The sequence below is a fragment of the Chloracidobacterium sp. genome, assembly GCA_016720705.1.
Taxonomy (GTDB): Bacteria; Acidobacteriota; Blastocatellia; order Pyrinomonadales; family Pyrinomonadaceae; genus OLB17.
Genome location: JADKKB010000007.1, coordinates 1,982,956 through 1,997,688 on the forward strand (window position 1 = coordinate 1,982,956; position 14,733 = coordinate 1,997,688).

At 55.2% G+C, this 14,733-nt stretch carries 11 protein-coding genes; 10 read left to right on the forward strand and 1 reads right to left on the reverse strand.

Features of this window, described 5'->3' with window-relative positions; all coding sequences use genetic code 11:
* The first annotated feature begins 46 nt into the window (after positions 1-46).
* The 7 genes from IPQ00_16075 to IPQ00_16105 all read left to right on the forward strand — a co-directional run bounded on the left by IPQ00_16075 (position 47) and on the right by IPQ00_16105 (position 11,963).
* Positions 47-388, forward strand: coding sequence for a hypothetical protein (locus tag IPQ00_16075; GenBank protein ID MBL0242082.1), 342 nt, complete (start codon positions 47-49; stop codon positions 386-388).
* Between the two features lie 112 nt (positions 389-500).
* Positions 501-761: a hypothetical protein gene (locus tag IPQ00_16080; protein ID MBL0242083.1), complete on the forward strand. Its 261-nt coding sequence runs from the start codon at positions 501-503 to the stop codon at positions 759-761.
* A 38-nt stretch (positions 762-799) separates the two neighbouring features.
* On the forward strand, positions 800-2,128 hold the full coding sequence (locus IPQ00_16085; protein MBL0242084.1) for a phosphoenolpyruvate kinase: 1,329 nt from the start codon (positions 800-802) through the stop codon (positions 2,126-2,128).
* 292 nt (positions 2,129-2,420) lie between these two features.
* The gene (locus IPQ00_16090; GenBank protein ID MBL0242085.1) at positions 2,421-3,158 is read left to right on the forward strand and encodes a hypothetical protein; all 738 of its coding nucleotides are present in this window, start codon (positions 2,421-2,423) and stop codon (positions 3,156-3,158) included.
* Positions 3,159-3,162: 4 nt separating this feature from the next.
* Positions 3,163-7,113, forward strand: a complete 3,951-nt coding sequence (locus IPQ00_16095; GenBank protein MBL0242086.1) for an InlB B-repeat-containing protein — start codon at positions 3,163-3,165, stop codon at positions 7,111-7,113.
* Positions 7,114-7,337: 224 nt separating this feature from the next.
* On the forward strand, positions 7,338-10,823 hold the full coding sequence (locus IPQ00_16100) for a hypothetical protein (GenBank protein MBL0242087.1): 3,486 nt from the start codon (positions 7,338-7,340) through the stop codon (positions 10,821-10,823).
* Positions 10,824-10,931: 108 nt separating this feature from the next.
* Entirely contained in the window at positions 10,932-11,963 is a 1,032-nt protein-coding gene (locus IPQ00_16105; GenBank protein ID MBL0242088.1) for an LD-carboxypeptidase, read from the forward strand.
* A 6-nt stretch (positions 11,964-11,969) separates the two neighbouring features.
* Here IPQ00_16105 and IPQ00_16110 read toward each other — a convergent pair whose 3' ends face one another.
* Positions 11,970-13,040 carry a CapA family protein gene (locus tag IPQ00_16110; protein MBL0242089.1) on the reverse strand — a complete coding sequence of 357 codons (1,071 nt, stop codon included), beginning with the start codon at positions 13,038-13,040 and terminating at the stop codon, positions 11,970-11,972.
* A gap of 121 nt (positions 13,041-13,161) precedes the next feature.
* On the opposite strand from IPQ00_16110, the gene IPQ00_16115 reads away from it, so the two are divergent.
* The 3 genes from IPQ00_16115 (at position 13,162) to IPQ00_16125 (ending at position 14,697) form a co-directional block, all read left to right on the forward strand.
* Positions 13,162-13,620 carry a universal stress protein gene (locus IPQ00_16115; GenBank protein MBL0242090.1) on the forward strand — a complete coding sequence of 153 codons (459 nt, stop codon included), beginning with the start codon at positions 13,162-13,164 and terminating at the stop codon, positions 13,618-13,620.
* A gap of 356 nt (positions 13,621-13,976) precedes the next feature.
* The gene (locus IPQ00_16120; GenBank protein ID MBL0242091.1) at positions 13,977-14,219 is read left to right on the forward strand and encodes a hypothetical protein; all 243 of its coding nucleotides are present in this window, start codon (positions 13,977-13,979) and stop codon (positions 14,217-14,219) included.
* 25 nt (positions 14,220-14,244) lie between these two features.
* Complete coding sequence (locus IPQ00_16125) at positions 14,245-14,697, forward strand: hypothetical protein (GenBank protein ID MBL0242092.1); 453 nt, start codon at positions 14,245-14,247, stop codon at positions 14,695-14,697.
* The last annotated feature ends 36 nt before the right edge of the window (positions 14,698-14,733 follow it).

Here is a 14,733-nt window from a genome sequence, read left to right on the forward strand (position 1 = left end):
CACCGATCTACACACACGTTCTACACACAAAAGGGAAGTAACTAATATGCCCGAAACATATCTCGAAAAACTAAAACGAATGTCCGCGTGGGAGGCCGAGCCGTCGCTCTCCGAGGGCGAACTGGGCGACATCCTCGCACGGTCGGCAAACGCGGACATCAACGGCCTCGAACCGACTCACGAAGAATGGACGCCGACCTATGACATCAATGCGGCGGCATCGGCGGCGTGGGTCGCCAAGGCGGCCAAGGCAAGTTCGCTGGTCGAGGTCGATCCGCCGGGTTCCGGTATCGTCACGGCAAAGGTATTTGACAATTGCCGCCGAATGGCCCGCATCTATGCCGCAAAAGGCCTCTGCTCGGTGCGTTTGCGCAATACATATACGTAAATACGTATATGTTACGTCCACATTTTGGCGATCAACGCGGCGGGACATATTTGTATGTCGCAAATATGTCCTGCTATCGTGCATTCCGTCATTTTGCCCAAAATCGGTTAGAATGTTTGCTGGATTGAAACAATACAAGATCTACAAAAAGCTTGCCTGGCTAAATGGGCTTCCTGCGTCGGAGGCGGAGTACGTCCTGCGAGAGTGCGGCGGCAGCGACGAATGGGCCCGAGGGCTATCGTCGGTTCGTCCGTTCGTGATGCTCGAGGACTTGTTCGACAATGCACGCGAGCACTGGGCGCTGACTGCCGAGGGCGGCGAAGCCGGCTATAGCCGCATCTGCGCGCGACTTGGCAAACTGCTCGAGCGCTGACGTGGATCCACACCGGACCTCACACTATTGTCATAGATATGCTGACGACCATTGACCAGAGCATGTTCGACACACTCACGGGGCGACTGAGCACGGCGCTTGAGGCGGATGCACGTCGGTACCCGGGCGACTCGCACAACCGCCAACCCGTGCACACGGTCTATGGCGGAGCGCAGCTATTCAATGCGGACACGCCGGCAAAACTTGGCCGTCTCGCGGCACGAGCGTTCGGGGAGTACGCGGCCGAGCCAACGGTGCTGACGTCGGTACTGGGCATCGATCCCGATCTGGCGGGCGTCGTCCATCAGCGGGTGCGCGAAAAGCTTGCCCGCGAGCCGATCGAGGATCTGCGTGTCGATTTCGAAGACGGTTACGGCATTCGCGCGGATGACGTGGAGGACGCCGACGCCGTAAAGGCAGCGGCCGAGATGGCAAAGGCACTGGATGCCGGCACTCTCCCGCCATTTATAGGTATCCGCGTCAAGGCTCTGTCGAGTGAGGCAAAGCGTCGTTCGATCCGCACTCTGGACCTGTTTCTGACGGCGCTTGTCGAAGCTGCGGGTCGTCTGCCCGACAATTTTCTCATCACTCTGCCAAAGGTGGTGCTGGCCGAGCAGGTCGCGGCGCTCGCAGACGCATTTGACCTGCTTGAGCAAAAGCTCGGCATCGCCGCCGGCACGCTCAAGATGGAGATAATGATCGAGTCAACTCGTTCGATCATCACGGCGGACGGTCGCTGGGCGATGCCTATATTTCTCGAGGCGGCACGCGGGCGGATGTCGGGAGCGCATTTCGGTGCTTATGACTATACGGCGAGCTGCGGCATCACGTCTGCCAATCAGGATATGCTGCACCAGGCCTGCGACTACGCCCGCAATGTGATGCAGACGGCGTACGGCGGCACCGGCGTTTTTCTCTCGGATGGAGCGACCAATATTATGCCAGTCGGGCCGCACCGCGGCGAAGACCTTAGTGCCGGTCAACTGGCCGAAAACCGCACGGTCGTCCAACGTGCCTGGCGTCTCCACTACGATCACGTCCGCCACTCGCTCGCCGGCGGGTTTTATCAGGGCTGGGATCTGCACCCGGCACAGATACCGACGCGGTATGCTGCGATCTTTGCATTTTTTATGGAGAATATGGAGACGGCAGCGGTCAGGCTCCGCAACTTTATCGCCGCCGCCGCGCGTGCGACGCTGGTCGGGGATCAGTTTGACGACGCCGCGACGGGTCAGGGCCTTTTGCTTTTCTTTGTCAGAGCGGTCAATTGCGGTGCCGTCTCGGAGGACTACGCCGCCCGCCTGACCGGACTTACCATTGAGCAACTTCGTTCGGCATCGTTCGCAGACCTGATCGCAAAGCCATAGGCGCATCAGGCTATAAACGCGGACGCGGTCGCCGCCTGCGCCATCGTGATATCGGCCTCCAAACCCGCACGATCGCGACAATATCAGCATATTTCGTACGCAAATGATTGCGGCAGACGTTTTCGGTTTGTAACCGCAGAGTGCGCACGACTATAATGCAACGCATATAAATACGCCGTTTCGTTTACGAGGAATGTAGAGATGTGTCTCTCGGTCACCGGATCGACGACTTTTAACTATTAGCTATTTATTGAGATCGAAAAGTTTTGTGTAAGGAAAGTATCTAAATCCAATGATCAATCGACGAAGCCTCAGAGCCTTTATTATCACAGCCATCATCGCCGTCACAGCCATCTCCGCAAGTGCAAGCTGGACAGATTACATTAATCCGTTCAATTTTTTCTCATCGGCAAACGGCATAGCAGCAACGACGCCACAAATCACCATTGCGTCCACCCAAAGCCAACTGAGAACCCCGGCCCAAACAAGGCGAATCGCGAACATAAACGAATCAATATTTGCCCAACCGATGCAGCCAAGTTTTTTTGCGGGTGAGACGCTTTACGATTCATTTGCAGACGGTGACTTTACTGCAAACCCAGTTTGGGTTGGAAATACATCATCGTGGACGATCGTGGCTAATAGTGATGCGGCTGCGGGTGCTACAGGATCAAATACATTGCGACTCGCTTCGACGGGAGGATCCACAGATTATTTAAGTAGCCAGATTAGTTCATGGGGAACTAGCCAAGAGTGGGGCGTTTTCTTTGGTCGTAGGGCACAAGCATTTACGACGGCTAACCAACAATACTTTTGGCTCTACGCAAATGAGTCAACGCTCAATAATGGTACTGTCGATGGATATCGTCTTGCGATTGGCGATGATTCTGGCGATGACGACATTAGATTGGAATATATCGTTAATGGAGCAGTTAGCTCTACGGTCATTACTTCCACGGGGGCCGTAACCAATGGTCGTACTGATATAGGGTTTTTAGTAAGAGTTACTCGCTCATCGTCTGGAGCGTGAGCAAATGTTTACATCGGCATTGCCGACTGTTAATGGCACAGGCGCAATCGCGACTGACATTCCAGATTCGTCGAGTGCGACGGTCAGTCAAGGTACGGGAACAAATAATACTTTAATTCCAGCGGCGAATGGATATCTCGGTGTCGCCGCTCTTCACTCCACAGGAGCAAATGCAGTCATTGGTGCTGAGTTTGATCAGATCTATTTTACCCCGTCCGGCGGCGGCCCGACGGCACCCATTGTCACATCATCTGCGGCAACGTCCGTCACCACAACTGCCGCAACCCTGAATGGTAATGTTCCGTCCGATGGCGGAGATGCGGTAACGGATCGCGGTTTTGTTTACAATACCTCGCCGGGTGTGACGATCGCCGATAATAAGACGAACGTCGCCGGAACGACGGGAGCATTTACACTAACGCCAACGCTCGCCGTCAATACGCAATACTTCTTCAAGGCATACGGAATTAACACACTTGGGACGACGCTTTCGTCGCCGGAACTTAGTTTCTATACGCTGGCAAATACACCTAGTGCACCGACGGTTGCAAATCCGACGCAGACAAGTTTGGATGTGACGGTCGGCTCAGGCGACGGCAACCCTGCCGCGACTGCATACGCGATACAGGAGACGACTTCGGGCAACTATGTTCAGGCAGCAGGAACTCTCGGTGCCGTTGCTGTTTACGCAACAGCAGCGACGTGGGGAACCAAGACGGTTACAGGGCTTGGCTCAAACACGACTTACACATTTCAGGTAAAAGCACGAAACGGTTCGTCGGTGGATACTGCATTTGGCTCGACAGCCAACGGCACGACCTCGCCCGGAACACCAAGCGTTACGACTGAGGCAGCAAGTGCGGCGACAACTTCGTCGGCAACTCTCAACGGAACGGTCACAGGCGACGGCGGCGGCACAATCACGGATCGCGGATTCTATTGGAACACCACCGGAACAGTCACAACTTCGGACAGTATTCTGTCAGAGGGCGGAACATCGGTAGCCGCATACAGCAAAGACCTCAATGGTCTTTTGGTCAACACAATCTATTATTACCGTGCATATGCGACAAACGCCGCCGGAACGACTTTAGACACCGCCGATACGAGCTTTTACACTCTTGCGAACACTCCGAACGCCCCAACGGTCGATGGAGCAACTGGAACTACTTTGAATGTGACAATCGGAACGGGTGACGGCAATCCGGCAATTACGACATACGCGATACAAGAATCTGGCGGGCAGTATATTCAATCAAGCGGAGCATTGGGCGGTAGCTCGTTTTATCAGACAGCCGCAGCTTGGGGAACAAAGACCGTAACAGGATTAAGCGGTCTGACTTCATACACTTTTGCCGTAATAGCCCGAAATGGAGCATTAGCCGAAACGGCGTCAGGGCCAACGGCTAGCGGAACAACTTTGGTTGCTCCGACTCTATTGGCCGGTTGGGATTTCCAAACAACAGCGACCGGCGGAACGGCAGCGGCTGTTGCTCCAAACTCACCGTCATCTTATCAAGCGAATATTGGAGTGGGTACGATCTATTTAGACGGTACGAATAATTCAAGTACATGGATAACCGCGACCACTGGAAATGAAGTAACTTCATTTGCCGGAACTGCGTTAAATGCCGGAAGTGGTTTTGCAACATCAACGACAAGCCCCGCTTGCTTGGCTTTGGTTGGTGGCACAAGTAATTCAGCCAATGGGAAATTTGTAGTTTTCAAATTTAGCATGACGAACCGTAAAGATCTTGGGGTTAGTTATGCAACTCAAGGCACGGGAACCGGATTCTCAACTCAGGCTTGGGAATATAGTACGGATGGGACTACATGGACATCGGCCGGTACGATATCCTCCATTCCAAGTTCGTTTGCAACACAGTCCCTTAGCACAATAACCGCTCTTAACAATGCATCGACGGCTTATTTACGTTTAACACCAAGTGGTGCATCAAGCGCATCCGGAAACAATCGCATAGATAACATTCAGCTAATTGCGACTGATACTTATTCCGTGACCTATGACGCAAATGCCGGAACCGGTTCGCAAACTGATGCAAGCAGTCCGTATAGTTTTGGTTCAACGGTAACGGTCTTAGGTGTTGGTTCGATCACGAGACCAGGATTCACCTTCAACGGATGGAACACGGCATCAAATGGAAGCGGTACTAGCTACAGCCCCGCCGATACATTTACGATTTCCGCGAGTACGACACTTTATGCTCAATGGACGGCGGCGCCGAACGGCCCGCCGATCGCGGTGGATGATACGGCGATGACCGAGCAGAATAAGAATCTCGTTGTGAGTGGTGCGACACTGGTTAGCAACGATAGTGATCCCGAGAGCCAACCGCTGACCGTAGTGTCCGTTGGGAATGCATTGAACGGTTCTGTCTCTATTTCCGCCGGTATCGTAACCTTTGTGCCGGACTTAAACTTTACCGGAATTGCGAGTTTTGAATACACGGTCTCGGACGGTTCGCTTACGGATGTCGGTTTGGTAACGGTTACCGTCACGCCGGATGTAACGCCGCCGGACACATCGATCGACAGCAGTCCGACTAACCCTTCGAACAATGCGTCGCCGTCATTTACTTTCAGCGGCAATGATTTCGACGGTTCCGGCGTGGCGAGCTTCGAATGCGATCTCGACGGCGGCGGTTTTGCGGCGTGTACATCACCCAAGAGCTACACCGGCCTTGCTGATGGCCTGCACACATTCCAAGTGCGTGCCCAAGATGCCGCCGGCAACACCGATCCGGTTCCGGCTCAGGTTGCGTGGACGATCGACACGGTTGGTCCGGAGATCGTGCCTAATTCACCGCTACCGGACACGACGGCGAACATTGTTCAGAAATATACTCTGACGGCGTCTGACAATTTGGCACTCGGTGCTGTCACAATTCACTACGCAGTGAATGGCGGCGAGCCGTCGTCAGCCGTGTGTGCGGTTACGATGACGTTTGGAACGCCCGCAGAGTCGTATGACTGTGATATTCCGGGACAGGCGGACGGGAGCTTCGTCACCTACTATGTTACTGCCAGCGACACTGCCGGCAATACGACACAGAGTCCAGCCGGAGTGCCCGATCTCTATACAGTCGGCGTGGTAGCTATCCCGAGCGGAACCTATACCGATCTATCGCTCGGTGATGGCGTGACGCTCGCCGGTGACACGACGGCCAACGGCATAGTGACGTTCGGTGGCGTCGTGACGACCGGTGCCAATACGCTCGAACTCGGATGCGATGCGACAATTGCGGGTGCCGGAGCGGGCAATTACGTCAACGGCAACGTAAAGAAAGACTACTGTGCGGTCGGAGCGTTTACATATCCGGTCGGGCAGAATGGCTATACGCCGCTCGATGTCACCATCACCTCAGTGTCGGGTGCGTCGAGTCTGACGGTCTCGTCGCTCGATTCGCGTGATGCGATCTTTGATCCGGCCCAGTCGCTCAAACGGACTTGGGTTCTGACGGAAACGGGCAACATTACCGTCGACCTTGTGTTTAATTATCTGGCAGGCGATGTAGCCGGCGACGAATCGGCGTACATCCTCTGGAAGACCGATGCCGGATCGCCGGTCAACGTCGGCGGAACTGTCAATGCAGCCGCTCACACGCTGTCGCTCTCGGGCGTCAGTAGCTTTTCGCGTTGGACCGGAGCAGGTCCGCTGGCACCGACCGCCAGCGAGGTTTCGGTTTCGGGACGTGTCTTGACCGCTAACGGGCAAGGCATACGCAATGCGAGGGTCAGCGTCAGCGGCAACACTCTGCCGCAACGGTTGTACGCGATGACCGGGCCATTCGGCTTTTATCGGATCGACGGCCTCGAGGCAGGCGAGACGTATGTCGTGACCGTCGGCGCGAAAACCTACGTATTCCAGGTGCCGAGCAGGGTCATAACACTCGCCGACAGCGTCGAGGATCTCGATTTTATCGCCCAGCCCTAGGCTCGGTCTATATATGGACGTCGGTTGTGTTTTAGCCGAAAAAGGTAGTATATTTTTCGTGAGATCTACGGTCTCAAAAAGGGCGCTTTTCACCTGGGTGATCAGCGCCTTTTTTATTTCTAGGTGCGAGTCGGCGCCATTTTTTTAAGTCAAATGCTTTATGGTGTTTGCATACGAGTTTGCACAGGTTTATATTTGTGCGGACTTAATTCCCCGGAGAATAAATGAAAAAACTGAATGTAATAGCTGCCTTCGCATTTTTTATGCTGATTTGGCTGGCCGTGCCGAGCAATGTGCCGGCACAAAAGAACCCCAAATTTGACTATCCGACGCTGGAGCGCCAGCTTACGCAGGAGTATCACGGTGAAAAGGTTCGCCCCGGCAGCGAACTTGCCAAACTGATCGCGGAGAATCAAGATTTTGAGATGCTCCGCTCTGATGAGTTTACTGATAAGCGCGGCCTGCCGCCCTGGATCCGTGTATGGTGGCGTAAGGGCCATCCGGAGGGCGACTATAACGACATCGACCCGACCAAGGGCTATCCGCTCGTGCTCAAAGAGATCGTTGAATGGATGATGACCCATCAGGATCTTAAGCCCGGCCCCGGAGCCGAATCAGAACGGACCGGCGGCTCGTCGTTCGTCGATATGCTGGTCGGCACCAATGTCCGCACCTCCGGAGCTCAGACGGTGCCCCGCAGCGAATCGTATATTCAGATCAATTACTTTAATACTTCGCAGATCCTCGTCGCGTCAAACAATATCGGCGGCAGTGGGCAACAGGGTGTTTATCGCTCGACTGACGGTGGCTCGACGTGGGCACAGACGACACTGCCGTTCGCTCCGGGCGACTCTACTCATTCGGATCCGACGGTAGATTTTACGAGTGACGGCCGTTCGTGGTCGTCAACGCTCGGTATCGCCGGCTCGACGCTCCGTCTACGTAATTATTACTCGACCGACGGCGGTGCGACGTGGACCTTTGAGGCAACGCCATCGGGTTCGCAGACCAACGTCGATAAGCAGATCGTCTGGGTCGACAAGAGTGCGACATCGCCATTTTTCGGCCAGACCTATGCGATCTGGCATAACGGCAGTCCTGCCTTTGTAAATCGCCGTACCGCTGGTGCCGGCGGCACCTGGCTCGCCGCGCCGATCCAAGTCAGCGGTACCGAATCTACAGGAACCGCGATCGGCGGCGATATTCGCTCGAATAGCGTCGGCGAGGTTTTTGGATTTTGGCCAACTACGACCAATCGCCGGATCATTATGATCAAATCGACCGACGGCGGCAATACTTGGGCTCCGGGTATCCAGGTCGGATCGACCTTCGATGGATTCGATATCGGAATTCCTTCCTTTGCCAACCGCCGCGCATTTATGTACGTATCCGGCGGCGGATATCGCACGGTCTCAAAGAATAACGTGTATGCCTCTTGGACCGACCTTTCGGGCGACGCGGGTTGTACCGCGGCGGCCAACGAGCCGGGCACAAACGTCGCTTCGACATGTAAGATGCGCGTATGGTTTGCGCGTTCGACCGATGGTGGAGCGACGTGGTCGCCTGCCGTAAAGATCAATAATCAGGCGACCAACAACGATCAGTTCAGCCAGTGGCTGGCCATCGATGAGACCAACGGAAATCTTGTAATGATCTATAACGATACCGTAGCCGACGCGGGACGAAAGAAATCTGATATTTGGTTTCAAGCCTCGTACGACGACGGTGCAACCTGGACGACCGCTGAAAAGGTGACCACCGCCATGACCGACGAGACGATCGCCGGTGCCGATAGCGGCAATCAGTACGGCGATTATAACGGTATGAGCGGTTATGCTAATTCGTTCTTCCCGTCGTGGACCGATCGTCGCAATAACGCCAGCGAAGAGATCTGGACAGCCCTGATCTCGCTCGGACCGCCGCCGCCGCCCGCACCGATCATCCAATCGGCAGGCGTCGCGATCACGGCTGAGAATGGCGTGCCGATCAACGGCGTTCCGGATCCTGCCGAGACAATCACTGTAACGCTCGGGCTGCAAAATATCGGCAATGCCGACACCGGTAACGCGGTTACGGCGACATTGCAACCGACCGGCGGCGTGACCAATCCGACGACGGTACAGAATTACGGCACGCTGACCTTTGGTGGCCCCGCCGTCACCCGCAGCTATACTTTTGTGGTCGATCCGTCGACCGTCTGCGGCAATTCGATCACGCTGACGTGGGCCGTACAGGACGGAGCAAATTCGCAAAACGTGACGCGTACCTATTCGACCGGCACACCGATCTCGAGCCTGACGCAAAACTTTGACGGTGTTACCGCTCCGGCACTTCCGGCAGGATGGACGTCAACGAACGAAGGCGCCGGACCGCCGGCCGTTTGGGTGACCTCAGCGACGGGTCCGAACAGTGCCCCGAACTCGGCGTTTACCAATGACCCGGCGACGATCGGCAGTTCGTATTTTGAATCGCCGGTGATCGCGATCAATTCGGCCGCGGCGACCTTCAAATTTAAGAATAAGTACGCCACCGAGTCGACCTTTGACGGAATGGTACTTGATATCAAGATCGGTGCCGGTGCCTACACAGACATCGTCGCAGCGGGCGGAGTCTTCGTCCTAGGCGGATACAATTCGACGATCTCGTCGTCATTTCAGAGCCCGATCGGCGGCCGTCAGGCTTGGTCAGGTGCTTCCGGCGGATTTATCAATACCGAGGTGACGCTGCCGGCGTCGGCCAATGGCCAGAATGTCCAGCTTCGATGGCGTATGGCAACCGACTCGTCCGTTTCATCGACCGGTGTAAATATCGACGATGTCCAGGTACTTGCCGGAACCGGTTGTGCGGCCGTCACCACATCGGTCAAGTCAAGGGCCGACTTTGACGGCGACGGCAAGACCGATGTTTCGGTGTTCCGACCGTCGACCGGCGTCTGGTATCTTGATCGTTCGACTGCCGGATTTGCGGCGATCAACTGGGGAGTGAGCGGCGACGTTCTCGTACCGGGAGATTTTGACGGCGACGGCAAAGCGGACACGGCCATTTTCCGTGCGGACGCTAACCCGGCAAACTCCGATTACTACATTCTAAAGAGTAATGGATTTGTCTTTTCGGGGACGTCGTGGGGCGTACCGGGCGACGTGCCGATCGTCGGCGATTACGACGGCGATAGCAAGACCGATTTCGCGGTGTTCCGTCCGTCGTCAGGTACCTGGTTTGTGCTCAACAGCAGCAATGGTTCAAACACCGTCGCGGCATTTGGCCAGACGGGCGATCAGGCGATGGCGTTTGATCTCGAGAATGACGGTAAGACAAATTTTGCCGTTTATCGCCCGAGCAACAACACCTGGTATATCGCTAAGAACACCGGCGATCCGGCGACCAACTTCGAAGTCTATCCGTTTGGATCGGCGGGTGATATCGCGATCGCCGCTGATTACGACGGCGATAACAAGGACGATGTCGCGGTATTCCGGCCGTCGAATGGTGTCTGGTATATTCGCCGCAGTACTGACGGCGGTGTGATCTTTACCGCATTTGGGCTCAATGGCGACGTGCCGGTACCGGGTGACTACGACGGCGACGGTAAGGATGATGTGGCCGTTTACCGCGGCGGCACATGGTACGTCAATCGGTCGACTGCCGGATTCTTCCAAACGGCGTTCGGCCTCGCGACGGATACTGCGGTTCCGGCGGTTCTGCATCCGTAAACTGTTGATACGACAGGGGAAAAGGCCGGCCATTTGGGTCGGCCTTTTCATTTTTTGTCCGCATTGTTTCGTGATGCGGCAAATTGGCGATATATTTATCAACTAGAGATGAACCGACGAGAAATGTTAAAAGGTGCGGCCGCGATCCCTCTGCTGGCTCAAGCAATGGTCGCCGGGACGGCCGCCAGGCCCAAGATGATCAAACCAAAACGCCTTAAGCCCGGCGACACCGTCGGGATCATCGCACCGGCCAGCGGCGTCGCACCGGAAACGTGGGACCGTGCCGTCAAGAATATTGAAAGTCTCGGCTTTAAGGCAAAGGTCGGCAAGAACGCCCGCGGCCGCCTGAGCTTTCTGTCAGCGACAGACAAGGAGAGGCTCGAGGACCTGCATTGGGCGTTTTCTGACGCTGAGGTGAGCGCCGTCTGGTGCGTACGCGGTGGCGGTGGTGCTCCGCGGCTGTTGCCGGATATCGATTACGCACTGATCCGGAAAAATCCAAAGATATTCATAGGGTTTTCTGACATAACGGCATTGCACGTCGCGATCCACCAAAAAACCGGCCTTGTTACATTTCACGGCCCGGTCGCGTCTTCGGAATATTCTGATTACACGCGTAAGCACGTTATAAGTGTCCTGTGCGAACCGTCGGCGACGCACCTCGCCCAAGTGTCGGAGTTTAACGCGGCTAAGGAATCCGCGTATTTTCGTACTGAGACGCTCCGTAAGGGCAAATGCCGCGGCCGTCTGACGGGCGGCAATCTCGCGTTGCTGACCTCCATCGCCGGCACGCCCTACGCTCTCGGTGATCTCAAGGGCAAACTGCTCTTTATCGAGGACGTCAACGAACCGCCGTACCGCGTCGACCGTATGCTCACGCAATTACGGCAGAGTTGTGACCTGAGTACTGTTGCCGGTATTGCTCTCGGTATCTTTGATGAGGGCGGAGCAACGCCGGCAAAAACGTCGCAGCCGTTGATGGATGTTTTCCGCGATCGACTGGGAGATCTCGGTGTGCCGTTGGTTTATGGCCTTTCCTTTGGGCACATTCGCGACAATTTAGTCTTGCCGTATGGTATCGAGGCCGAGCTCGACGCCGACAATGCCACGATCACCTACCTCGAACCGGCAGTTATTTAAGCGTATTTATTTTGGCAAAAGTATGGGATCGGTCACGCCGATCTTTCGCACGATCGCGGCTGACTCGGCCGCCGTAGTGCTGCGCGGGGCACCGAAACGCTCGACGATGACCGGCAGCAGCTCCACTTGCTCGAGCCGCGCTGTCTTCTCGACGTTTACACCGCCGTCGTGAGCGACCGAGATCTTGAGCATAAGCCCCTCCATCGTGTCCGGTTTGCGCTGGTCAAATATGAAGTTTCCGAGCGAATAAAAGATGTATTTGCCGCGATAATTTTCGATCGTCTGGATCCAGTGCGGATGCGCTCCGATCACCATATCCGCGCCGTTATCAATTGCGGCGTGGCCAAAATCGATCTGCGGCTGATGCGGCCGCCGCGTGTATTCGATACCGGCGTGCATCGCGACGACCACAAATTGACACCCTTCATTTCGCAAACTCGCGATCGAATTGCGCATTAGTTCGACATCCTCGATCCTGGCGACAAATGGGTTTCGTCCGGTGCCGCCGTCATTGTATGACGAGTATGACGCGGCGATAAAGCCTATCTTTACACCATTTGCCGTGACGATCTTGCCTTTCCAGGCTTCCTCCGGCGACTCGCCGACGCCGACATATTCGATGCCCTTGCCGGGCAGAAATGCCATCGTGTGCCGCAGACCCGCGACGCCCTGATCGAGAGCGTGGTTATTGGCAAGTCCGACGATCTTAAAATTGAATTGGACGAGACCCTCAACGTCCTTTTTGCGCGTGTTGAAAACCAGGCCTTTACCGATGCGGCTGTCATTGCCCGATACAGGAGTTTCCAGATTGCCAAAATTGAAATCCGTCGAGCGGAAGACGCCTGCGAGCGAATTGAATGGAGCAAGTTCGCCTTCGCGGTCGATGAGGCGGGCGACACCGCGTGAGAGCATAATGTCGCCGACCGCCAAAAATGTCGCTTTCGACGGTTTGGTTTCGACGACCGGTTTGGTGTTTGCCGGCACGGTATTCGTCGATGCGCCGCCGCACCCCCAAGATGACGCGGACGCCAGGATCAGCAGCCCAAATATTCCCAAACGCAAAGTCGATCGTTTCATTATTCAAAGCCGATACGTTCACCGGATATCTATTGTACGCGCCGACTATCAGCCTATAATGGCACGACATTTGCGTCAAGGTAATTGCGGCAGAGTACTATTTTAACTTAGGAGGCAAGCTATGAAAATACTCATTGCGACCGATGGTTCGTCGTTTAGCACGGCGGCCGTGGAGATGGCAGCGCAATTATTACCGAATCGATCGGATACACAGGTCAAGTTGATCTCGGTCTATGAAAAGTTGGGGCCGATGGTCACGGAGCCATTCGGTGTCTCGATCGAACATTATCGCGAAGCCGAAAATGCCGAGCGAAAACTCGCCGAAGAAGCGGTCATTAGCTCCAGCGATAAGTTGCGCGCGAGCTTTCCGGATATGAAATTTACGATCGAGACCGAGGTGGTACGCGGTCGATCGTCGCGTATCATCGTGGAGACAGCGGCCGAATGGCAGGCCGATATGATCGTTGTGGGTTCGCACGGCTATGGTTTTTGGGAACGCAACCTGCTTGGTTCGGTCTCAGACGCAGTTGTTCATCAGGCACATTGTACGGTGCTGGTCGTTAGGTCGGCGCCCGAATAGGCATTTCCGCCGACTATGACATTGCCCGTGCCGTGAGCGTCTGCTTGCGTCACGGGCATCTCTTGTTTAGGCACACGCTACCGATATCGAGCGGTATTGGTAGCCTACTTTGCCGGGGATTACGCTCGCCGTTGGTTGTTTGGGGAGCGTCTCACGGTCAGCGGTCGTGGGTTATTCCACATCGGGCGCGAGGCTCTACGCGGTCGCGTGGGCGGTGCGACGACATAACGCCGGCGAATTCGCGTTACCGCGGCACATTGTGCGGTACGCCGGTTGCCACGAAATACATTTAGCAGAGGCATTGCGCCGGATCGGATCACTTAAAAAATCGGATCTAAATTTCCAAAGGAGGAACTATGCAGACCAGACTAAGAGCAGAATTTGATGGAGATCGCAACGAGGATGTGATCGGCATCAGCGATTACAGAACCGACCACAATACCCACGAGATCCTGTGTAGCGAATGCTTTCGCCCGTTTTTTGCCGATCAAGCGGCATTTGAGAGCATCTCCCGCGCGATCGAAGAGGGAATAGACAACCCTTTCCTTTGTGATGGTTGTGAGGCGATATACGACGATGCCGAACAACGCGAACACTAAATTAATTGTGTGGAGGTATCGTGAGATGAAAAGAATATTGGCCCTTGCAGCACTATTGATCGGTATGTCTTTATCAGCATTTGCGCAGAGCGGCAAGATCACCGGAAAGCTGACGTACCCGAGCGACGGCATCCCGCTGACGATGGCGGTGTGCGTGTATCCGACGGCGGCCTCGGCCACCGCTCGATATTGCTCATTTGATAAGGCCGCAAGCCTCAAAACGGCAAGGATCGCCTTCGCACTCAACTATCGCTCGGCTTCGTACCAGATCACATTGCCGGCAGGCATTTACTATCTGTACGCGACGTTTCCAAAAGGAAAGGCACCGACTGCCGATTACGAAAACTATAAGGCTTTCTACAACGAGTTTGTCCGTTGCGGTATGAACGTCGAATGCACGTCGAAACGAAAGATCGCCGTGACCGTTCGCTCAGGGCGAATCACGAGCGGCATAACGATCGGCGATTGGTACCCTTAGGCGGGGAGCAAATTAAATCGTCGTCGTGGCATCGTC